The sequence below is a fragment of the Streptomyces afghaniensis genome (assembly GCF_044327915.1).
Taxonomy (GTDB): domain Bacteria; phylum Actinomycetota; class Actinomycetes; order Streptomycetales; family Streptomycetaceae; genus Streptomyces; species Streptomyces afghaniensis.
This window is the reverse complement of the sequence record NZ_JBIRGJ010000010.1, coordinates 405,635-425,959: the sequence shown is the minus strand read 5'-3', so window position 1 is coordinate 425,959 and position 20,325 is coordinate 405,635. Positions and strand designations below refer to the sequence as shown.

General features: G+C 69.7%; 22 protein-coding genes. 4 read left to right on the top strand and 18 right to left on the bottom strand.

Translation table 11 applies throughout. The features are described 5' to 3' along the window. Window positions 1-42 precede the first annotated feature (42 nt). Window positions 43-1,470, top strand: a complete 1,428-nt coding sequence (gene pyk, locus ACH4G3_RS36345) for a pyruvate kinase (RefSeq protein ID WP_397628454.1) — start codon at window positions 43-45, stop codon at window positions 1,468-1,470. Between the two features lie 102 nt (window positions 1,471-1,572). Here the strand turns inward: pyk and ACH4G3_RS36340 are convergent, their stop codons facing one another. The 4 genes from ACH4G3_RS36340 to ACH4G3_RS36325 all read right to left on the bottom strand — a co-directional run bounded on the left by ACH4G3_RS36340 (window position 1,573) and on the right by ACH4G3_RS36325 (window position 5,856). After that, window positions 1,573-2,952 (bottom strand): hypothetical protein, encoded by a 1,380-nt coding sequence (locus ACH4G3_RS36340; RefSeq protein ID WP_397628453.1) that lies wholly within the window; start codon window positions 2,950-2,952, stop codon window positions 1,573-1,575. Further along, complete coding sequence (locus tag ACH4G3_RS36335; protein ID WP_397628452.1) at window positions 2,942-3,505, bottom strand: DUF6114 domain-containing protein; 564 nt, start codon at window positions 3,503-3,505, stop codon at window positions 2,942-2,944. Before ACH4G3_RS36335 ends, ACH4G3_RS36340 begins: the two co-directional genes overlap by 11 nt. A gap of 118 nt (window positions 3,506-3,623) precedes the next feature. Beyond that, complete coding sequence (locus ACH4G3_RS36330) at window positions 3,624-4,256, bottom strand: DUF6230 family protein (protein WP_107455404.1); 633 nt, start codon at window positions 4,254-4,256, stop codon at window positions 3,624-3,626. 622 nt (window positions 4,257-4,878) lie between these two features. Continuing rightward, complete coding sequence (locus ACH4G3_RS36325; RefSeq protein WP_397628451.1) at window positions 4,879-5,856, bottom strand: tetratricopeptide repeat protein; 978 nt, start codon at window positions 5,854-5,856, stop codon at window positions 4,879-4,881. A 233-nt stretch (window positions 5,857-6,089) separates the two neighbouring features. Here ACH4G3_RS36325 and ACH4G3_RS36320 point away from each other — a divergent pair, with 233 nt between their 5' ends. After that, a complete protein-coding gene (locus tag ACH4G3_RS36320; RefSeq protein ID WP_397628450.1) occupies window positions 6,090-6,725 on the top strand; it encodes a TetR/AcrR family transcriptional regulator in 636 nt (211 codons plus the stop codon). Window positions 6,726-6,775: 50 nt separating this feature from the next. Here the strand turns inward: ACH4G3_RS36320 and ACH4G3_RS36315 are convergent, their stop codons facing one another. The 5 genes from ACH4G3_RS36315 to ACH4G3_RS36295 form a co-directional block, all read right to left on the bottom strand. Next, entirely contained in the window at window positions 6,776-8,476 is a 1,701-nt protein-coding gene (locus ACH4G3_RS36315) for a coenzyme B12-dependent isobutyryl-CoA mutase large subunit (RefSeq protein ID WP_397628449.1), read from the bottom strand. Window positions 8,477-8,551: 75 nt separating this feature from the next. Then, on the bottom strand, window positions 8,552-8,890 hold the full coding sequence (locus ACH4G3_RS36310; RefSeq protein ID WP_397628448.1) for a DUF3817 domain-containing protein: 339 nt from the start codon (window positions 8,888-8,890) through the stop codon (window positions 8,552-8,554). Between the two features lie 43 nt (window positions 8,891-8,933). Continuing rightward, window positions 8,934-9,443 (bottom strand): MarR family winged helix-turn-helix transcriptional regulator, encoded by a 510-nt coding sequence (locus tag ACH4G3_RS36305; protein ID WP_193502891.1) that lies wholly within the window; start codon window positions 9,441-9,443, stop codon window positions 8,934-8,936. Between the two features lie 32 nt (window positions 9,444-9,475). Then, window positions 9,476-9,787, bottom strand: coding sequence for an antibiotic biosynthesis monooxygenase family protein (locus tag ACH4G3_RS36300; RefSeq protein WP_397628485.1), 312 nt, complete (start codon window positions 9,785-9,787; stop codon window positions 9,476-9,478). Between the two features lie 32 nt (window positions 9,788-9,819). Further along, complete coding sequence (locus ACH4G3_RS36295) at window positions 9,820-11,079, bottom strand: cytochrome P450 family protein (RefSeq protein WP_397628447.1); 1,260 nt, start codon at window positions 11,077-11,079, stop codon at window positions 9,820-9,822. 245 nt (window positions 11,080-11,324) lie between these two features. Here ACH4G3_RS36295 and ACH4G3_RS36290 point away from each other — a divergent pair, with 245 nt between their 5' ends. Both ACH4G3_RS36290 and ACH4G3_RS36285 read left to right on the top strand, forming a co-directional pair. Continuing rightward, window positions 11,325-12,953 carry an FAD-dependent oxidoreductase gene (locus ACH4G3_RS36290; protein ID WP_397628446.1) on the top strand — a complete coding sequence of 543 codons (1,629 nt, stop codon included), beginning with the start codon at window positions 11,325-11,327 and terminating at the stop codon, window positions 12,951-12,953. A gap of 36 nt (window positions 12,954-12,989) precedes the next feature. Beyond that, entirely contained in the window at window positions 12,990-13,973 is a 984-nt protein-coding gene (locus tag ACH4G3_RS36285; protein ID WP_397628445.1) for an amidohydrolase family protein, read from the top strand. A gap of 70 nt (window positions 13,974-14,043) precedes the next feature. Here the strand turns inward: ACH4G3_RS36285 and ACH4G3_RS36280 are convergent, their stop codons facing one another. The 9 genes from ACH4G3_RS36280 to ACH4G3_RS36240 form a co-directional block, all read right to left on the bottom strand. Further along, on the bottom strand, window positions 14,044-14,385 hold the full coding sequence (locus ACH4G3_RS36280) for a TcmI family type II polyketide cyclase (protein WP_397628444.1): 342 nt from the start codon (window positions 14,383-14,385) through the stop codon (window positions 14,044-14,046). 26 nt (window positions 14,386-14,411) lie between these two features. Next, a complete protein-coding gene (locus ACH4G3_RS36275; protein WP_397628443.1) occupies window positions 14,412-14,891 on the bottom strand; it encodes an SRPBCC family protein in 480 nt (159 codons plus the stop codon). A gap of 1 nt (window position 14,892) precedes the next feature. Continuing rightward, window positions 14,893-15,150 (bottom strand): acyl carrier protein, encoded by a 258-nt coding sequence (locus ACH4G3_RS36270; protein ID WP_059418081.1) that lies wholly within the window; start codon window positions 15,148-15,150, stop codon window positions 14,893-14,895. Between the two features lie 44 nt (window positions 15,151-15,194). Then, the gene (locus ACH4G3_RS36265; protein ID WP_397628442.1) at window positions 15,195-16,445 is read right to left on the bottom strand and encodes a ketosynthase chain-length factor; all 1,251 of its coding nucleotides are present in this window, start codon (window positions 16,443-16,445) and stop codon (window positions 15,195-15,197) included. Then, window positions 16,442-17,710, bottom strand: coding sequence for a beta-ketoacyl-[acyl-carrier-protein] synthase family protein (locus ACH4G3_RS36260; protein WP_397628441.1), 1,269 nt, complete (start codon window positions 17,708-17,710; stop codon window positions 16,442-16,444). Before ACH4G3_RS36260 ends, ACH4G3_RS36265 begins: the two co-directional genes overlap by 4 nt. Beyond that, window positions 17,707-18,171 carry a cupin domain-containing protein gene (locus tag ACH4G3_RS36255; RefSeq protein ID WP_397628440.1) on the bottom strand — a complete coding sequence of 155 codons (465 nt, stop codon included), beginning with the start codon at window positions 18,169-18,171 and terminating at the stop codon, window positions 17,707-17,709. Before ACH4G3_RS36255 ends, ACH4G3_RS36260 begins: the two co-directional genes overlap by 4 nt. A 61-nt stretch (window positions 18,172-18,232) precedes the next feature. After that, window positions 18,233-19,351 (bottom strand): SchA/CurD-like domain-containing protein, encoded by a 1,119-nt coding sequence (locus ACH4G3_RS36250; protein ID WP_397628439.1) that lies wholly within the window; start codon window positions 19,349-19,351, stop codon window positions 18,233-18,235. A gap of 216 nt (window positions 19,352-19,567) precedes the next feature. Continuing rightward, the gene (locus ACH4G3_RS36245; protein WP_397628438.1) at window positions 19,568-19,861 is read right to left on the bottom strand and encodes an MTH1187 family thiamine-binding protein; all 294 of its coding nucleotides are present in this window, start codon (window positions 19,859-19,861) and stop codon (window positions 19,568-19,570) included. Beyond that, window positions 19,858-20,202 carry a DUF3817 domain-containing protein gene (locus tag ACH4G3_RS36240; RefSeq protein ID WP_020276103.1) on the bottom strand — a complete coding sequence of 115 codons (345 nt, stop codon included), beginning with the start codon at window positions 20,200-20,202 and terminating at the stop codon, window positions 19,858-19,860. The genes ACH4G3_RS36245 and ACH4G3_RS36240 overlap by 4 nt, the downstream gene beginning before the upstream one ends. Window positions 20,203-20,325 lie beyond the last annotated feature (123 nt).

Below are 20,325 nucleotides of genomic sequence, written 5' to 3'. Positions count from 1 at the left end.
ACGGAATATTCCGTTGCGAAACAAACCGATAGGATCGCCCCCATGCGCCGTTCGAAAATCGTCTGTACTCTCGGCCCCGCGGTCGACTCCCACGAGCAGCTTGTCGCGCTGATCGAGGCCGGCATGAACGTGGCCCGCTTCAACTTCAGCCACGGCTCGCACGCCGAGCACCAGGGCCGGTACGACCGGGTCCGTGCCGCCGCCAAGGAGACCGGCCGGGCCATCGGGGTCCTCGCCGACCTCCAGGGCCCCAAGATCCGTCTGGAGACCTTCGCCGAGGGTCCCGTGGAGCTGGTCCGGGGTGACGAGTTCACCATCACCACCGAGGACGTCCCGGGCGACAAGACGATCTGCGGGACGACCTACAAGGGCCTGCCCGGCGACGTGACCAAGGGCGACCAGGTCCTCATCAACGACGGCAACGTCGAGCTGAAGGTCACCGAGGTCGAGGGCCACCGGGTGAGGACGATCGTCATCGAGGGCGGCGTCATCTCCGACCACAAGGGCATCAACCTGCCCGGCGCGGCCGTCAACGTGCCCGCGCTGTCCGAGAAGGACATCGAGGACCTCCGCTTCGCGCTCCGCATGGGCTGCGACCTGGTCGCGCTGTCGTTCGTCCGGGACGCCAAGGACGTCCAGGACGTGCACCGCATCATGGACGAGGAGGGCCGGCGCGTCCCGGTCATCGCCAAGGTGGAGAAGCCGCAGGCGGTGCAGAACATGGAGGACGTCGTGATGGCGTTCGACGGCGTGATGGTCGCCCGTGGTGACCTCGCCGTCGAGTACCCGCTCGAGAAGGTCCCCATGGTGCAGAAGCGCCTGATCGAGCTGTGCCGGCGCAACGCCAAGCCGGTGATCGTGGCGACCCAGATGATGGAGTCGATGATCACCAACTCCCGTCCGACCCGCGCCGAGGCCTCCGACGTGGCCAACGCGATCCTGGACGGCGCCGACGCGGTCATGCTGTCCGCCGAGTCGAGCGTGGGCGCGTACCCGATCGAGACCGTCAAGACGATGTCGAAGATCGTCACCGCGGCCGAGCAGGAGCTGATGTCCAAGGGGCTGCAGCCGCTCGTGCCGGGCAAGAAGCCGCGCACGCAGGGCGGTTCGGTGGCCCGCGCCGCCTGCGAGATCGCCGACTTCCTCGGCGGCCGGGTCCTGGTGGCCTTCACCCAGTCCGGCGACACCGCCCGCCGGCTGTGCCGCTACCGCGCCACCCAGCCGATCGTCGCCTTCACCACCGACGAGGGCACCCGCAACCAGATGGCGCTGAGCTGGGGCGTGGAGCCGTACGTGGTGCCGTTCGTGAACAGCACCGACGAGATGGTCGACCTGGTGGACCAGGAGCTGGTCAAGCTGAACCGCTTCAACGAGGGCGACATCGCGGTCATCACCGCCGGCTCGCCCCCCGGCGTCCCCGGCACCACCAACATGGTGCGCGTCCACCACCTGGGCGGCGCCAAGAGCTGATCCGGAAAGGGCCTGAGGGCCCGTGTACGGCGCCGAGGGCGCCCCCTGGGAACAGGGGGCGCCCTCGGCTTGTGCGGCTCCCGAACGGGCCTGGAGAGGCGCTCAGTCGGTGATGTAGTTGTGCAGCCCGGGCACGTGCAGCGTCCCGCCGAACTGGCCGGCCTGCTGGACCTTCACGTTGGTGAAGTAGATCAGCGGGATGTTCAGCGGCGGCGGGTGCTCCGGGTCGAACGTGATCGGGATCAGTCCGAGCAGGTTGCCGGAGATGCTCTCGGTGTACATCACCGTGTCGCCGTCGCGGATCGTGGACGTCGAGCCCTTGGCCGCCTGCACGTGGTAGGTCTTGCCGGACTGCTTGTCCTTGACCGTCTGGTGGAGGTCGCCGATGTCGGTACCGCCGGAGATGACGTACTTCAGGACCTTCTTGACGGTGCCGTTGGCGGTGCGCACCTCGACGACGCCCTTGTAGTCGGCGCCCTTCAGCGTCAGCGAGCTGGCGTTGAGGAACCACGGGTCGTCGGGCAGCGGCACCTTGTTGTCGACGCCGCCCTCGGCGTCGGTGGCGGCCGGGCAGTCCTCGGCGTCCGTGCCGGAGCTCGGGGACGGGCTGGGCGAGGCGGTGGCCTCCCCGGCCTCCTGCGCCGCCTCCCCGGCCTCCTGGGCCGCCTTCCCGGCTTGCTCCGCCGCCTTCTCGACGGCCTTGCCGGTGTCCTCGGCCGTCTCGGACGCCTTGTCGGTGGTGTCCTTGACGGTGTCCTCGACCGTGTCCGTGGCCTTCTCGGTCGTGTCCCGCACCGTGCCGGCGGCGTCGTCGTCCGTCGTCCCGCTGCTCTCGGACGCGGAGGCGGACGGGGTGGGGCTCGGGCTCGCGCCGGCCTTGTCCCCGCCGTTGAAGATGCCCCCGATGGCGTCGCCGATGTCCTCCAGCACGTTGCCGCCGCTCTCGGACGGCGAGGGGGACGGAGTCCCGGCCGAGTCGCCGTCGCCGGGCGCGCTCGGGGACGGGACCGGCTCGGGCTCGCCCTTGTCGTCGGAACCTGAATCCGACGAAGAGGAATCGCCCTCGTCCGCGCCCGTACCGCCCTCGGTGGCCGAGGGGGAGGGGGTGGGATCCGTCTCGCCCTTGCCGGCGTCCTCGTCCTTCGCCCCGTCGCTCGCCGAGGGAGACGGCGTCGGGGAGGCGGAGTCGTCGCCCTTGTGGTCCTTGGCGTCCTCCAGGGCCGCCACGCAGTCCTTGTACTCGTCGGCCGTCAGGCTCTTCGACGACGGCGTCGCCGGGTTGTTGCTGTCGGCGATGGCGAGCGTGGATGTGAAGCCCATCCCCATGAGGACCGCCGTCGGCATCGCCGCCATGGCTATCGCCTTGCCCGCGGGCCTGTTGAACCTGGTGAACAGCGGCTTCTTGGGTGCCGCGTGGCGCGGCCCGGTTCTCACACGGGACGCCTCCACATCAGCCCCGTGGGTCACCTCGTCAGCCGGCACTGTGCCTCCCGTTCGCCCCGTTGGCCGGGTTCGTTCCTGACAGATCGTTCGGCTCGTCCACCCCGTCCACGGGCCGCAGCACCGTGGTGTCGTGGTCCTTGGTACCGGCGGCCTCGCCCGTGCCCGTGGCCGCGTGGCCGGCGAGCTGCCCCGCAGGCGGCGGGGCCGGGGCCCAGGCCACGGCCATCGCCCCGCCCACGAGGGCGAGGAGGAAGCCGATGAGGAAGCCGCCGAGGTTGGACACGGGGATGGACACCAGCGCCAGCAGGATCGCCGCGACACCCGCGAAGACGCGGACGTGCTTCTGGAACCAGAGGCTGACGCCCAGCACGACGAGCAGCACGCCGATGATCAGGGAACCGGCACCCGCGGTGGTCGCCATCGCCAGCGTCAGGTGACCGATCTGGAGGTTCGCGTACGGGAAGTAGGCGATGGGCAGTCCGCTGAGCAGGACGAACAGCCCGGCCCAGAACGGCCGCGTACCCCGCCAGGCGCGGAACTGCTGCCTCCGGTAAGTGAACTGGCCGTCTGCGGCAGGAGTCTCGGCGCTCATGGAAAAACAGCTCCCTGGTACGGCGTTGCTGTGGTGGTGATGTGGGCCGTCCGTGAAGGCCCGGCCGGAAGGTGGACGGGCGGGGGCGCCACCGGCTCCCCCGCCCGTCAGCGAGTGCTTAGTAGCACTCCTTGACACCCGTCGACAGCGACATCTTCAGGCCGCTGAGCTTGAAGGTTCCGGCGGTGGTCGCCCACGCCGTCTGCTTCACGTCGGTCAGGGTCGCCTTGTCGGCCTGCTGGGCGAAGCCGTACGGGTTCGCCGTCTCGCCCTTCCTCATGGCCGGACCCTTGTTGGCGTCCTTGGCGGCCACACCGATGTCGATGTTCTCGAACGTCGCGTCGGCGCTCAGGTCGGCGACATCGATGTAGAGGTTCTGCGCCTCGACCGGCTTCGCACCCTGACCCGCACGCAGGATCAGGCTGACGTTCCCGAGCACCGGAATGTTCGGGGTGACGACCGACTGGCACAGGTTCTTGATCGTCGCCTGCTTGAACGACGAGACGGCGACCGGGTGGACGGCCTTCTTGCCGTCCATCGTGTATCCCTCATCGAGGGCGCCGTACTGCGAGAAGCCCGTACCGACGAGCTGGTCGGTCGTGACCTTGAACGACTGCCCGGAGACACTGAACGACGCGGCGAGAGCGCCCTGCGCGAGGGCGACACCTATCGCAGCCGTGGCGGCGACGCTGGGCACCATCACCACAGCGAACCGCTTCCATCTGGTCCCGCCACGCACCTGGGACTCCATATTTCCTCCTTCTCGGACGTACATCTCCTGACCTGGCTCGCCCCGAATCGCGGCTCAGCCGTGCAGGGATGGGAGAAGTGCTACGTCCTCGGGAAGGAGAGCGCCTGCACTCGGCGGCGCAACTAGCGCCCGAATCACCGGCGATCACCCCCGAGCGACAACCACTGGTCGCGCCTGACACGCATCACGCACAACCCTGCTGGACAGGCTTCGCCGGGTGGGCGAAGACCCCCCTGTCCAAGAGCCGGCGCCACTGCCGCCGGCTCTGCTCGGTGGGGACCCAGGACGTCCCGCGACCCAACCGGCTGCCGGGGTACGGGAATGGACCGAGCGTGGCCGATCGTGGTGCATTCTCGCCGCCCGCACAAGGGGGTTCGTTACTGGCTAGTAACGGCGGGATAACCGAACAACGACCCCCCGGTCTCGGGCGGCGACACAGGGTGGTGCCGAACGGCGGTACAAAGCTGTTGATCGCTGGACAGAAACCGACAGATCAACGCCCCGGACTTACTCGTAGTAACAGCGGCCGCGATTACCAAGTTTTGGTAAAACGCGGCCGCGGTGACGCTCTTTCGGCAAATCCTTCACATGGGAACCACAGGCCCGTGCGTTTAACGACTGGTCAGAACAGGGCCCGGGCCAAGGCCCTGCGGGCCGCGATCACACGGGGATCCTCGGGTCCGACCACCTCGAACAGCTCCAGCAGCCGCATCCGCACGGTGTCCCGGTCGTCACCCACCGTACGCGCCACGGTCTCGATGAGCCGGCCGAAGGCGTCCTCCACATGGCCGCCCACCAGATCCAGGTCGGCGGCGGCGATCTGCGCCTGCACGTCGGCCGGCTTCTCGGCCGCCTCCCTGCGCACCTGCTGCGGGTCCACACCCTGCACCCGCTGGAGCAACTCGGCCTGGGCGAGACCCAGTTTGGCCTCCTCGTTGCCCGGGTCCTCGTTCAGTACGTTCTTGTAGGCCTGGACGGCACCGCTCAGGTCACCCGAGTCGAGCGCCTGCACGGCGGCTTCGAGGAGCGCGTCGTACGGGCCGGCCGGCCGCTCGGGAGCCGGCTGGGCGCCGCCGCCCGGCTCGGCCTCGGGGTCGACGGCGAGGCCGGTCAGACCGAAGCGCTGTTCCGCGACCTGCACCAGCTGGTCCAGCGTCTGCCGGATCTGCGCCTCGCCCGCGGCCCCCTGGAAGAGCGGCAGCGCCTGCCCCGCGACGACCGCGAAGACCGCCGGGATCCCCTGGATGCCGAACTGCTGCATCAGCATCTGGTTGGCGTCGACGTCGATCTTGGCGAGCAGGAAGCGGCCGTTGTACTCGACGGCCAGCCGCTCCAGGACCGGGCTCAGCTGCTTGCAGGGCTGACACCACTCGGCCCAGAAGTCGATGACGACGGGCACCTCGGCGGACCGCTGGAGGACGTCCCTCTCGAACCCCGCCTCGTCGACGTCGATGACGAGATCGGCCGGGGAGATCGCCCCCGCGCCGCCTTCCCGGGCGGCTTGCGCACGCGCCTGCTCCGCCTTCGCCTTGGCCTCCTGGGCCGCCTTCACCGCGGCGAGGTCGACGACTCCGCTCATGGACATGTTCCGTGGCTGCATGCGTCTATCCTCCCCCGTACTGCGCGCGCGTGTGAAAAACGGTGTGAAAGCCGGGCCGGTCGGATGCCCTTCGGCGCTGGGTCCCCACCCACGCCATGTCACTCGAGCCCGTGTACGTCCCTCACGGGCTTTCGCTACGAGTCGTAGCGTAATGCCACATCGGACCGCCGGAACACCACCCCCCGGTGATCTCCCTCACGGCCGCACGGGAACCGCCGGTTTATGGTCATGACATGCACAGCCGCAGCCCAGCCAGCCGCACCGGGCGCCCGCGCAGCGCCACGGCGGACGCCGCGATCCTGGCCGCGACGCGGGCGGCGCTGGTCGAACTGGGCTGGTCCAAGCTCACCTTGGGAGACGTGGCGACACGCGCCGGGGTTGCGAAGACGACGCTGTACCGCCGCTGGTCCGGCAAGAACGAACTGGTCGTCGACGCGGTAGCGGAACTCTTCGACGAACTGGAGCTCCCCGACAGCGGCTCACTGGCCGCGGACATCGAGGGCGTCGTCCTCCAGTTCGCCGCCATCCTGGCCCGCCCGGAGGCGAAGAGCGGCCTGATGGCGGTGGTCGCGGAGGCCACCCGCGACGACGCCCTGCGCGAACGCATCCGCGAGTCGGTCGTCGACCGCCAGAAGCGCCTGGTCCTGGAGGGCAGATCCCGGGCCCAGGCCAGGGGCGAACTCCCGCCCGAGCCGGACCCCGGCACCGCGTCCCGCACAGCGGACCTGATCTTCGACATGGTGGCGGGAGCGGTGGTCCACCGCACGCTGGTGAGCGGGGAGCCGGTGGACGAGGAGTGGGTCCGCGGCTTCACCCAGGTGCTGCTCAGGGGGCTGGCGGGAGAAGCCGCGCACCCGGCCGCCGGCTGAGCGTCGGCCCGCCCCTCGGTGCGCGGGGGCCCGGCGGGCTGACGCGGGGCTCAGAAGCCGGCAGGCTCCGTGTACACCCCCCACTCGTCCCGCAGCACCCCGCAGATCTCGCCGAGCGTCGCCTCGGCCCGTACCGCCTCCAGCATCGGCTCGATCATGTTCGCGTCCGACCGCGCCGCGGCGATCATGCCGTCGAGCGCCGCACGGACCCGCGCGTCGTCACGCCCGGCCTTCCGCTCCGCGAGCACCCGGACCTGCTCCCGCTCCACCTCGTGGCTGACCCGCAGGATCTCCAGATCCCCGGTCACCGACCCGGTGTGGACGTTCACCCCGACGACCTTCTTGTCGCCCTTCTCCAGCGCCTGCTGGTACCGGAACGCCGACTCCGCGATCTCCCCGGTGAACCAGCCGTCCTCGATGCCGCGCAGGATCCCGGAGGTGATGGGCCCGATCGGGTGCTGCCCGTCGGGGTGCGCCCGCAGTCCCCGCTCCCTTATCTGCTCGAAGATCTTCTCGGCGTCGGCCTCGATCCGGTCCGTGAGCTGCTCGACGTACCAGGAACCGCCCAGCGGGTCGGCCACGTTGGCGACCCCGGTCTCCTCCATCAGCACCTGCTGCGTCCGCAGCGCGATCTCCGCCGCCTGCTCGCTGGGCAGCGCGAGGGTCTCGTCGAGGGCGTTGGTGTGCAGCGAGTTCGTCCCGCCGAGCACGGCCGCCAGCGCCTCCACGGCCGTCCGTACGACGTTGTTGTACGGCTGCTGAGCGGTGAGGGAGACACCCGCGGTCTGAGTGTGGAAGCGCAGCCACTGGGCCTTCTCGGACTTCGCCCCGTACACGTCCCGCATCCAGCGGGCCCAGATCCGCCGGGCCGCCCGGAACTTCGCGATCTCCTCGAAGAAGTCGACGTGCGCGTCGAAGAAGAAGGACAGACCGGGGGCGAAGACGTCGACGTCCAGCCCGCGCGACAGCCCCAGCTCCACGTACCCGAAGCCGTCCGCCAGGGTGTAGGCCAGCTCCTGCGCGGCCGTCGCCCCGGCCTCCCGGATGTGGTAGCCGGAGACCGACAGCGGCTTGTAGGCGGGGATGCCGGCCGCGCAGTGCTCCATCAGGTCGCCGATGAGCCGCAGATGCGGCTCCGGCTGGAAGAGCCACTCCTTCTGGGCGATGTACTCCTTGAAGATGTCCGTCTGGAGCGTGCCGTTCAGGACGGAGGTGTCGACGCCCTGCCGCTCGGCGGCGACCAGGTACATGCAGAAGACGGGCACGGCCGGACCGCTGATGGTCATGGACGTCGTGACGTCACCCAGCGGGATGTCCTTGAACAGGACCTCCATGTCGGCCGCCGAGTCGATCGCGACACCGCAGTGCCCGACCTCGCCCAGCGAGCGCGGGTCGTCGGAGTCGCGGCCCATGAGCGTCGGCATGTCGAAGGCGACCGAGAGCCCGCCTCCGCCGTTGCGGAGGATCATCTTGTAGCGCTCGTTGGTCTGCTCGGCGTTGCCGAACCCGGCGAACTGCCGGATGGTCCACGTACGCCCTCGGTAGCCGGTCGCGTACAGGCCGCGGGTGAAGGGGTACTCCCCGGGCCAGCCGATCCGCTCGAACCCGTCGTACCTGTCGCCGGGCCGGGGCCCGTACACCGGCTCCACGGGATCTCCGGAGAGCGTGCTGAAGTCGGCTTCGCGCTTGCGCGCGGAGTCGTACCGGGCCTGCCAGCGACGGCGGCCTTCCTCTATGGCGTCAGCGTCCATACCATCGAATTTACTAGGACGTCCAAGTAAATGTCGATGGCAGACCGCCGTACGTTCGTCCGTACGGCGGTGCGGTTACGCCTTGGCGGTCGCGGGCGAGTCCTCCGCGACCCTGGCCTCGAGCTCGTGGCTGATCTTGCGCTCCACGAAGAACGCGGCCGTCGGGATGGTCCCGGCGAGCAGCACCCACAGCTGCTTGCCCACCGGCCACTTCGCCTTGGAGCCCAGGTCGAAGGCGAAGATCAGGTACACGACGTACAGCCAGCCGTGCGCGATGCCGACGACGCGCGTGAAGTCGGCGGCACCGTCCATCTCGAGCAGGTACTTGGCGATGACGCCGAGGGTCAGCAGGACCAGCAGCACACCGGTGACATAGGCCATCACGCGGTAGCGGGTCAGCACGCTCTTTTTCATGCCGTCGAGCGTAACCACCCGTTCCGGGAGATCTTGGCCCGGGTCACCCCTCCTCGAAGTCCCCCGCGGCGATCCGCAGCGGCCGCAGCATCGCGAAGATCTCTGCGCACTCCTCCGCGTCGTACACCCCGAGCCCGAAGTCCATCGCCATCAGGTCGCGGGTGGCCGCCTCGACCACCTCACGGCCCTTGCCGGTGATGCTGGCGAGGGTGCCGCGTCCGTCGTTGGGGTTGGGCCGCTTGTCGACGAGACCCGACTTCACGAGCCGGTCCACGGTGTTCGTCACGGACGTGGGATGCACCATGAGCCGCTCGCCGATCTTCGACATCGGCAGCTCGCCCGACTTGGAGAAGGTGAGCAGCACCAGCGCCTCGTAGCGCGCGAACGTCAGCCCGTACGGCTTGACCACCGCGTCGACCTCGGCGAGGAGGATCTGCTGGGCGCGCATGATCGAGGTGATCGCGGCCATGGACGGCACGTTTCCCCAGCGCTGCTTCCAGCGTTCGTCGGCGCGCGCGATCGGATCGAAGGAGAGACTGAGCGGCTTCGGCACGAACCCGACCTTACCGGCCGGTCACATGATGGTCAGCCCTGTCTCGGCCTTCGGTCACCCGCGCTCTCGGGCATGATCTCGAAGACCCCGGTCCACCGGTCGTCGTGCAGACAGGCGTTCATCGGCCCGACCAGAGTGGTGTGCTCGGGGTCGGTGCGCCACCGCTTGATGGCTTCGAGGCTCTCCCACTCACTGGTGAGCAGCCATCGACCGGGATCGTCCACGGAGCGGCAGAGCTGTTCGCGCAGATGCCCGGGAGACCGCATGGCGCCGTCGCGTACGCCTTGGTAGGCGTCCACGAAATCCGCTTCCCTCCCCTCCCGGACGTGCAGCAGGCGAACCACTCGCACCCGCGCCGGTGCCGCAGCCCGCCCCGTCACGACGGGTCGAGGACGACGGGGAGTTCCGCGAGCCCGCGGAAGGCGGGGAACGGCACGGTCAGCCAGCGCACGTTCTCCGGCTCACCGACCAGGGCCATCTCGGGGTGGCGTCCGAAGAGCGTGGTGAGGGCGATCTGCATCTCCAGACGTGCCAGCGGCGCGCCGATGCAGTAGTGCGGGCCGAGGCCGAATGCGAGGTGTGTCGCCTGGACGTTCGGACGCTCGACGTCCATGCGGTCCGGGTCGGGGAACATCTCCGGGTCCCGGTTGGCCGCCGTGAGCGAGATCTGCACGAGCGCACCCTTGGGGATGAGCGTGTCGCGCATCTTGATGTCTTCCGTCGCGTAGCGGAACGTCGAGTTCTCCACGGAGGTCTCGAACCGGAAGATCTCCTCGACGGCCGCGGCCGTCGCCTCCGGGTCGCGGAATGCCAGGCGCTTCTGCTCCGGCCGGCTGAGCAGGTGGTGGACGGCGTTGCCGATCTGGTACGCGGTCGACTTGTGGCCCGCGAAGAGCAGCACCCACGCGGTGGAGACGAGCTCGTGGTCGGTGAGCGCGCCGTCCTCGTCCTGCGCCGTGACGAGTGCGCTGAGCAGAGCTCCGTCCGGCTCCTTCCGCTTCCGCGCGATCAGGTCCACCAGATAGTCGCGCAGGTTGCCCTCGGCCAGTTCCAGCGCCTTCCTCGCCTCCGGCCCGAAGCCGGTCTGGGCGACGGTGGCGGACCACTCCTGGGCTTGCCTGCGTTCGTTCTCCGGCACGCCGAGGAGCTCACAGATCACGTGCAGCGGCAGCGGGAAGCAGAACTCCTGGAGGAGGTTCACGGGCTCCGACGCCGGGCAGCGGTCCAGCAGTTCGTCGGTGATCTTCTGGACCTTCGGCCGCAGCGATTCCACCCTCTTGGGGGTGAAGGTGGTGCCGACGATCCTGCGGAGCCTCGTGTGCTTGGGAGGGTCCGAGAAGAGCATGTTGTCGTCCAGGGCGATCGACGAGTCGCCGAAGATCCGGTGATAGGCGTCGATGGCGCCGTACATGTCCTTGCTCAGCCGAGGATCGGCCAGGGCGGCACGGGCGTCGTCGTACCGGGTGATGAGATACGTGTCGACCCCGTGCGGGGGCTTCAGCGTGCATACGGGGGCTGTCGCCCTGAGCGCGGCGTAAACGGGATGGGGGTTGGCGCGAAACTCCCGGCTGCATGCCGAGGCCGCGGCGGCGGCCTCTTCGGACGACATTTCCTCGGATGCGAACGCTTGCGTCATGGCTGGTCCCGGGGGTCGAGAGTTCCGTCGGTCGGTCACACGATTTCCCGGGCGGCGCTGTGCCGCAAACGCTGCTGGGCCATATGAGTCCGCGCCGCCGGATGTCCGCGGAATTGCTCCGGTTACCCGGCCGGCGTACCCCCGGGGCGCCCCGGATCGCGCGCGTAAGTCCTGCTTGGTAAACATCAGGGACGGGCCAGTCCACCGTTTCCGGGCTGGGCAGTCGCCGGAGGACGAGGAAACCAGTGAGCGGACGCGGAGTGGAATCTGTACCAGTTCTCATCGTAGGCGGATCCCTGGTGGGGCTTTCCACCTCTGTGTTCCTGGGGCGTCTCGGAATCGAGCACATGCTCGTGGAGAGGCATGCCGACACATCGACACACCCACGCGGCCGCGGGAACAACGTGCGCACCATGGAGATCTTCCGGACCGCGGGACTCGAGCAAGGCGTGCGGGAGGCCGCCTTCGCTCTCGCCGGGAACGACGGCGTTCTCCAGGTGGACACCCTCGTCGGGGACCAGCGCCGCTGGATCGTCCGGGACGTCGCCGCAGGCATGGACGTCTCCCGGGTCAGCTCCTCGAACTGGTGCCTGTGCAGCCAGAACGATCTGGAGCCGGTCCTGCTGAACCGCGCCCGCCAGGGCGGGGACATCCGCTTCGGCACGGAGCTGCTCTCCTTCACGCAGGACGAAGAGGGAGTCCTGGCGCAGGTCATGCGCCGGGACACCGGCGAGACCCATTCCGTGAAAGCCGATTTCCTGGTGGCGGCCGATGGCCCGAGAAGCCCCGTTCGCAAACAGCTGGGAATCGGCCAGTCCGGTCCCGGTGCCCTGTTTCACAACGTCAGTGTCACGTTCCGCAGCAAGACCCTCAAGGAATACGTCGGGCCGAAGCGCTTCATCGTCTGTTACACCACGGATCCGCAGGGGGAAGGCGCCCTGCTGCCCGTGGACAACGAAGAGCGGTGGGTCATTCATATCCCTTGGTCCCCTGATCGGGGCGAAACCCTGGAGGACTTCGGGAACGAGCGCTGCGCGGCACATATTCGCGCGGCTGTCGGTGTTCCGGACATTGATGTCGAGATCACGGGGAAAGCGCCCTGGCACGCTTCCAAGCGAGTCGCGGACAGCTATGGGCAGGGCCGGGTCTTTCTGGCCGGTGACTCTGCTCATGAAATGCCGCCCAACGGGGCGTTCGGCTCCAACACCGGGATCCAGGACGCCCACAACCTCGCCTGGAAACTCGCCGCGGTACTGCGCGGCTGGGCCGGCCTGCCGCTGCTCGACACCTACGAGTGCGAACGACGGCCTGTCGCTGTCACGACGAGCGCACGCGCCTCCCGGCAGGCCACCGAGGAGCAGCACCCCGCGTTCCGCCCGGCAGCGGGACGCAACAACGACGCGGCGGACCTCATGACGGTCGCGCTCTGCTACCGGTACGCCTCGAACGCCGTGGTGGGCGCATCCCCTGAGCGGCCTGTCGTCCCGGAGACCTTCCTGATCGACGGGGAGCCGGGAAGCCGCGCACCCCATATGTGGGTCAGGTCCGCAGGCGCCAGGATCTCCACTCTCGATCTGTACGAGCGTTCCTTCGTCCTGCTCGCCGGGGCCGATGGCCACCGGTGGCGCCGCGCGGCGGAGCAGGCCGGCAAGAATCTGGGCGTTCCGGTCGAGGTGTATCTCGTGGGAGACGGCCCTGACCACGACCTTGTTCCCGAGCCGGATGCCGACTGGGCGGCGCTGCACGGCACCGCCGACGACGGTGCCGTCCTCGTACGTCCGGACGGTTTCGTCGCCTGGCGCGCGCCCACCCACCTGCCGTCCGCCGGTCGTGTGCTGACGGACGTGCTGCGGACCGTGCTCTGCCGCAACTGAGCACCCCACCGAACCGACCACGCCGAGGACATGCCGATGACATTCGAAGACGGCCCCGTAGCGGGCCGAGTGGACGTCCACCACCATTTCACCGCGCCCGCCTGGCTGGACTGGGCGGAAGAACGCGGTGTGGTCCAGCGCGAGCGGCTGCCCTGGTGGACACGCTGGGACCTGGACGCGGCTGTGGAGGTCATGGACAAGGCGGGCATCAGCACCGCCGTGATGACCGTCGCGATGCTCGGACGGTTCCGTGAGCGTGCGGAGCGCCAGGAGAGCGCACGGATCGCCCTGCGGGCGGCGGCCGATGTCGTCGAGGACCGTCCCGCGCGCTTCGCCTTCTTCACTCCCGTCTTCCTGGACGACCTCGAACTCTCACAGTGGAGCCTCCGCTACGGTCTCGACGAACTCGGGGCCGTCGGGGTGAGCACGAGAACGAGCATGGACGGTGTCTACCTCGGTGACGCCTCCCACGACCGCCTGCTGCAGGAACTGAACGAGCGGTCCGCCGTCATCAGCACGCACCCCATGGAAGTGCCGGCCGGAAAGGACGGCGGTGCCGGACTGCCGGGGATGCCGCCCTTCGTGTGCGACTTCCTCATGGACACCACGCGCGCGGCCATCAACCTGATCCGGAACGGCACCCTGGACCGCTATCCGAACCTCAGCTTCGTCCTCCCCCACGGAGGAGGCTTCCTGCCGTACATGGCCACTCGGCTGGAACTCTTCGGCGGGCACCTCACCCCCGGGATCGAGCCGGGCCGGGTCCGTGACTACCTGCACCGGTTCTACTTCGACACGGCGGGCCCCATGTCTCCCTCCGCCACGCCCACGCTGCTGGCCACGGTGGATCCCGGCCGCGTCCTCTTCGGCACGGACTGGCCACCCACCCCCGCCCAGGTCGTCGCCGACATCGCGGTACCCGCCCTGGACTCCGATCCCTTCGTCTCACCGGAGCAGCTCAGGGGCATCAACCGGGACAACGCCCTGCGTCTGCTGCCGGCCCTGGCCCGCTCGTCCTGAGCTCCCGGCCGCACGCACGAGACAAGGCCGCCGCCCTCACGGGCGGCGGCCTTGTCGTCTCTCCCGGGCGTCACCGGGCGGCCGGGGCCGTGTCTCTCTCCCAGTGGTAGAAGCACTGCGCCATCGCGTCCTTCGGACTGCGCCAGGTCTGCGGGTCGTACGGGCTGACGTACGCCTCGAGCTTGCTGCTGATGTCGCGGAACTCGGGGTGCCCGGCCACGCGCGCGATGGCGGGGCCCGGGTCCTGCTCGGCCTCGATGAAGTGCATGTACACATCGCCGAACTGGAAGAGGGAACGCTGGGTCACCCCGACGAGGCGGGGCAGGTCGCCGCGGTCGGAGGCCGCGAAGACCTCGGCGATGTCCGGAGCGGCGTGCGGGGCCATCCGGGCGACGATCAGGGCGTGGTGCATGAGGTCTCCTTACGCGGCGGCGCCGTTCAGGCGGGCGTGACGGGGGAGGTCCGCCGCTCGTCGGCGGCCTGCTCGATGCGGTCGCGGATGAGGGCCATCTGGACGGGCGAGTTGCGGTTGATGATGTCCGTCATCCCGGCGTCGTCGACCGGCGCGTCCGGCCTCATGGCGAAGTCCTGGGTCCAGCGCATCCGGGTGCCGTCGGGGGCCTCCTCGTACTCCCACCGGATGTTCATGTACTCGAACGGGCCGGGTTCGACCCGGCGGGCCGTGACGGTGAGCTTGTCGCGGTCGGTGGTCCGTTCCGACACCCAGCTCCACACCTTGCCGTTCTCGTCCGGGTGCATGGTCAGGCGGAAGGTCACCGTGTCGCCCTGCCGGGACAGCACGTCGGCGGCCGCGTACTCGCTGAACAGCTGCGGCCATCTCTCGATGTCGTTGGTCATGTCCCAGACGAGGTCGAGGGGTGCGGCGATGGTGATCTCGTTCTCGGTGTGTCCTGCCATGTCAGGCTCCTGCCGTGAGCGTGCTGTTGACGAGGTCGAGGAAGTCGCGGGGGGTCTTGCACTTCTCCGCGTCGGTGGGAAGCGCCCGGGCGTGCCGGTTCTCCAGCTCGCCCACGATGCCGAGCAGGCCCAGCGAGTCCAGCCCGAACTCGGCGAAGGGGGTGTCCACGCGGGCTTCGAGGTCGTGCGGGTCGACGGTGACACCGGCGGCCTTCTTCATCAGCGCGGCCAGCTCTTCCAGGGTCACTTCACTGTTCATGCGCGTTCTCCTTGTCGTACGGGTGCGTACGGGTGCGGTGGGCTTCACCGGGCGGCCGGTCCCGGGTCGCGGCGCAGTACCAGCGCCGCGTTGGAGCCCATGAGTCCACGGCTGAGGACCAGGGCCGTGCTCAGCTCGGCCGGGCGCGCCGCCGTCGTCACCAGGTCGATGTCGTGGCAGATGTCGAAGACGTTGGGCGTGGGCGGGATCAGCCCTTGCTCCATGGCCATCACCGCGGCCGCGACGTCCAGCAGGGGCGCCCCGCAGTAGGACCGCCCGATGCCGGTCTTGGGAGCCGTGACGGGCACGCGGGTGCCGTGCGGGCCCAGGGCGTCGGCGAGGGCGAGGGCCTCGGCGCGGTCCGCCTCGGGGACACCCATGGCGTCGGCGAAGACCACGTCGATCTCCTCCGGTGCGCAGCCGGCCTCGTCGAGGGCACCGCGGACGGCACGGGCGAGTCCCTCCCGTGAGCGGTCCCAGCGCGAGGCACCGGTGAACGTGGCCGCGTGGCCCGCCACGGTGGCGCGGACGTCCGCGCCGCGTCGGCGCGCGCGGTCCAGGTCCTCGACGATCAGCACGGCACCGCCCTCGGCCGGGACGAAGCCGCAGGCCGCGGAGGTGAAGGGGCGGTAGGCCCGCGCCGGATCCTCGACCGTGCTGAGTTCCGGGTATCCGAGCTGGCAGACCATCGAGTACGGAGCGAGCGGCGCTTCGGCCGCCCCGGCCACGACCACGTCGGTCCCCCGGCCCACGGTGCGGGCGGCGTGCGCGACGGCGTCCAGCCCGCCGGCCTCGTCGCTCGCCACCACGCCGCAGGGGCCCTTGAAGCCGCTGCGGATCGATATCTGGCCCGTGCTGGCCGCGTAGAACCAGGCGATGGACTGGTAGGGACCGACGAAGCGGGACCCCTGGCCCCACAGCTTCTGCAGCTCCCGCTGGCCGAATTCACCACCACCGGATCCGGCAGCGGTAACCACACCGACGGAGTACGGGGAGTCGGCGGCCGCGTCGCTCAGTCCCGCGTCCTTCAGGGCGGCACTGGCGGCGGCCATCGCGAAGTGGCTGAAGCGGTCGGTCTGGACGAGGAAGGTCTCCTCGATGAGTGCCGTCGGATCGAATCCCCGGACCTCGCCGGCGACACGGAGCGGAAGGTGCCCGCATCCCTCCCGGGTGATCCGGTCGAGTACGGACAGGCCCTCCTGGACGGACTTCCAGTAGGTCTCCGTCTGCAGTCCGTTGGGCGCCACCACACCGATCCCCGTGATGGCTGTGCGGCGGTTCGGCTGAGCACTCATCGTTTCCTCCCGGCCTGCCCTGTCAGGAGCACTGCGGACTGGAACCCGCCGAAACCGCTGCCGACGGACAGCACGTTGGCGAGCTTGCGCGGGCGGGCGGTGCGCGGTACGTAGTCCAGGTCGCACTCGGGGTCCGGGGTCTCGTAGTTCGCCGTCGGCGGGACCACCTGGTGGGCCAGGGCCAGCACGCAGGCGACGACCTCGATCGCGCCGATCGCACCGAGCGAGTGGCCCACCATGGACTTGATCGAACTCATGGGCGTCTCATAGGCGTGCTCGCCCAGGGACCGCTTGACCGCGGCGGTCTCGTGACGGTCGTTCTGGCGGGTGCCCGACCCGTGCGCGTTGACGTAGTCGATGAGTGAGGCGTCCAGCCGGGCCTGCCCGAGCGCGGTGTCGATGGCCCTGGCCATCTCCAGGCCCTCGCTGGTCAGTCCGGTCATGTGGTACGCGTTGCCGAAGGTGGCGTAACCGCGGATCTCGCAGTAGACGTGCGCGCCGCGGGCCCGGGCGTGTTCGAGCTCCTCCAGGACGAGCACGGCGGAGCCCTCCCCCATGACGAATCCGTCGCGGTGGGCGTCGAAGGGCCGGGAGGCGTGCGCCGGGTCGTCGTTGTTCGGCGAGGTCGCCCTGATGGCGTCGAAGCAGGCCATGGTGATCGGGGAGATGGGGGAGTCGGACGCTCCGGCGATGCAGACGTCGGCGCGGCCGTCCTCGATCGTGTGGAAGCCGTAGCCCACCGCGTCGAGTCCGGAGGTGCAGCCGGTCGACACGGTCTGCACCGGCCCCTGGGCCCCGAAGTACTCGGCGACGTCGGACGCCAGGGTGCTGGGCGAGAAGGCCCGGTGCAGCTGCGGGCCGGCGGCGCGGTGGTCGACGTCCCAGCGCTGCCCTCGTTCGCTGACCAGGACGTAGTCGTGCTCCAGGCGGGTCGTGCCGCCCACGGCGCTGCCGAGCGAGACGGCCACGCGCCACGGGTCCTCGGCGCCGAAGTCGATGCCGCAGTCGGTCACCGCCTCCGCCGCGGCGACGAGGGCGAACTGTATGTACCGGTCGGCGCGTTCGACGAGGCCGGGATCGAGCCCGTGCGCGAGCGGGTCGAAGTCGCACTCGGCCGCGATGCGTGACCGCAGCCCCTCGGGATCGAACAGTGTGATGCCGCGCGTCGCGGTCCGGCCGCTGGAGAGGAGGTCCCAGAAGGCCGGCACCCCGATACCGCCCGGGGCGACGACACCGATGCCGGTGACCGCCACCCGCCGGGTCACGAGGGCACCCCGCGTCGCTCGGGCCGCGCGCCGTCCTCCTGCACGGCCGGGTACGTTTCGCCGCTCGCGTTCCCCTCCAGGGCCTCCGTGTCGACGTGCCCCATGCTCGGCTTCGGAGCCAGCGGACCGAGGTGGAAGACCATCCGCGCTTCGGCGGCACCGACGTTGCGGAAGCGGTGCCGCATGCCGATGGGGACCATGAGGCCCTGGTCGGCGCGGATCGGGTGGGTCACGTCGTCCAGGTCCACTTCCAGCTCGCCCTGGACGACGTAGACGAACTCCTCCGAGTACGGGTGGTAGTGCTCGCTGATGCGTTCACCCGGCTGCATGATGGCCAGGCCCATGAACCCGCTCGTGGAACCCACCGTGAGGGGCGTGAGCAGGGTGCGCAGGTCGCCGCCACGCTTGCGGTTGGGCTCGGTCTCGCTGAGGTCCACGATGCGCGGGCGCGTCTTGTCCATGGTCCGTCTCCAGGTGGGTCTGTGGGGGTGTTGTCCAGGGGCGGGTGTCGTTCACGGACTGTCAGGTCCCGGCAGCCCTGCGATCGGTGATCAGCGTCATGTCGGAGTGCGCCAGAAGGCGGGTGGCGTCCCGCTCGTCGGAGAGGGGCCCTTCGACACCGAGTGCGGCGCCGTCCAGCAGGCGGGCCAGCACGGCGGCCTTCCTCGGGCCGTGCATGCCGAGCGCCCTGACCGGATCGGTCTCGGGATCCCGCGTGTCGATGAGACGGACGACCAGGTCGTCCCGGTGGAAGACGGTGCTGCGGTGCACGGGGCCGGCGGGGTCGGCCGCGGCGGTCTCGTCCTGCTGGGCGAGCAGCCGCGCCAGTACCATCCCGCAGCCCGCACGGGCCGGGTAGTACAGGGCGTGGCGGCGCAGGCCGGCCGGCTCCGGTCCGCCGCGCGCCACATGGTGGACGGCCGGCATGGCCGCGCGGATGAAGAAGGCCCGTGCCGACGCGGGGTCGGCCAGGTCCCGGCTCTGTTCCAGGTGCGGATTGAGGGCTTCCTCGACGGCCCGCACCTCCGGCTGACGCGAGACGTGGCGCAGCGCCGTCTGCAGATCGCCCTCCACCTCGACGGTGCGTACGACTCGGTTGCCGTGCATGAACAGCGTCGTCCGGCGCAGTCGGGTGGAGTCGTCGGCGCGGGCCTGGGGCGGCGCGTATCCGGCGAGGATGTCCGCGACCTTCGACTCGGAGCCGGGCTTGACGGTGAACGTCAGCGCATGGCGCGTGACTCCGTCGCCCACCCGCACGGGGGCCTGGACCCCGTCAGCGGTCCCGGCGGCGGGCGCGAGGGCACGCCCGGTCTCCCGGACGACGTTGTAGCGCAGCGACCGGATGTCCCGGACGCAGTCCTGCATGGGCCTGACGGTCTCGAGGTGCTCCTCACTGTTCACCCAGGCGAGATACGGCGGCGCGGTCGCCCATTCGCTGGTGATGAGCCACTGGGACGGGTTCTCCACGGACTGGCACAGCTGGTCACCGAGGTGACCGGGAACCGACGCGACCCGGTTGCGCATGTGCTCGTACGCGTCGAGGAACCGTTGCTGGGCGCCTTCGTGGAGATCGACGAGCAGGATGACGCGCAGCCTGGAGCCGTCGAACGCCGACTGGGACGTATACGTCGAAGTGTTCACCGGCAGGCCCTTCCTTCGCTGGGCAGACGGCGGCCGCCGTGTCCAGCAGGGGGACGGCGGTCGGCCCTGAGCCCTCATCGTGGGTCGGGGCGTCGGACTCCGCGAGCCGCACGGGTCATCAGAGGGAACTGCCCGGTGCGCGGGGCGCGTTTGTGCCTCGCCATGACACGACGAAGCCCCGGCCCATGAAGAGCCGGGGCTGTGGTCCTGTGCGGCCTACTCGGCGAGGTTCCGCTCCACCGTCTCCACCTTGGAGGTGAGCCCGTCCGTCACTCCGGGGCGGATGTCCGCCTTGAGGACGAGGGACACACGCGGAGCCCGCCGCTCGACGGCGGCGACGGCGCGCCTGACGACGTCCATGACCTCGTCCCACTCTCCTTCAACGGAGGTAAACATCGCGTCCGTACGGTTGGGCAGCCCGGACTCCCGCACCACCCGCACCGCGTCGGCGACGTACTCCCCCACGTCCTCGCCGACGCCCAGGGGCGTCACGGAGAAGGCGACGATCATGCCTTCACCGCTCCTTCCTGGCGCGCCCGGGACGCGATGACCGCGTCCTCGGCCTCACGCCGCAGCTTGCGCTCCGCGAAGAACCCACCGGTCGGCAGTACCGAGAGCACGAAGTACAGGGCGGCGGTCTTCACCGACCACTTCGTCCGGTTCCACGCGTCGGCCCAGAAGATCACGTACAGGATGAACAGGACACCGTGCACCATGCCCATCACCGGCACGGCGTTGAAGTCCGTGGTCCGCTTCAGCACCGAGCAGACGAGCAGGAGCAGGAAGGAGATCGCCTCGGGGGCCGAGACCAGGCGGAGGCGGCGGATGGCGGTGGCGGTCTTGAGGTCCACGGGTCACCTTCGGTGGGAGAGACGCGGCGGTCTGACGATCTGAACGGTCGATACGGCTGACGGTTTGTGAACGCACGCACAAGCGTCCGGCCCATTGTGGCAAACCGCCTCGGGCCCCCGCCC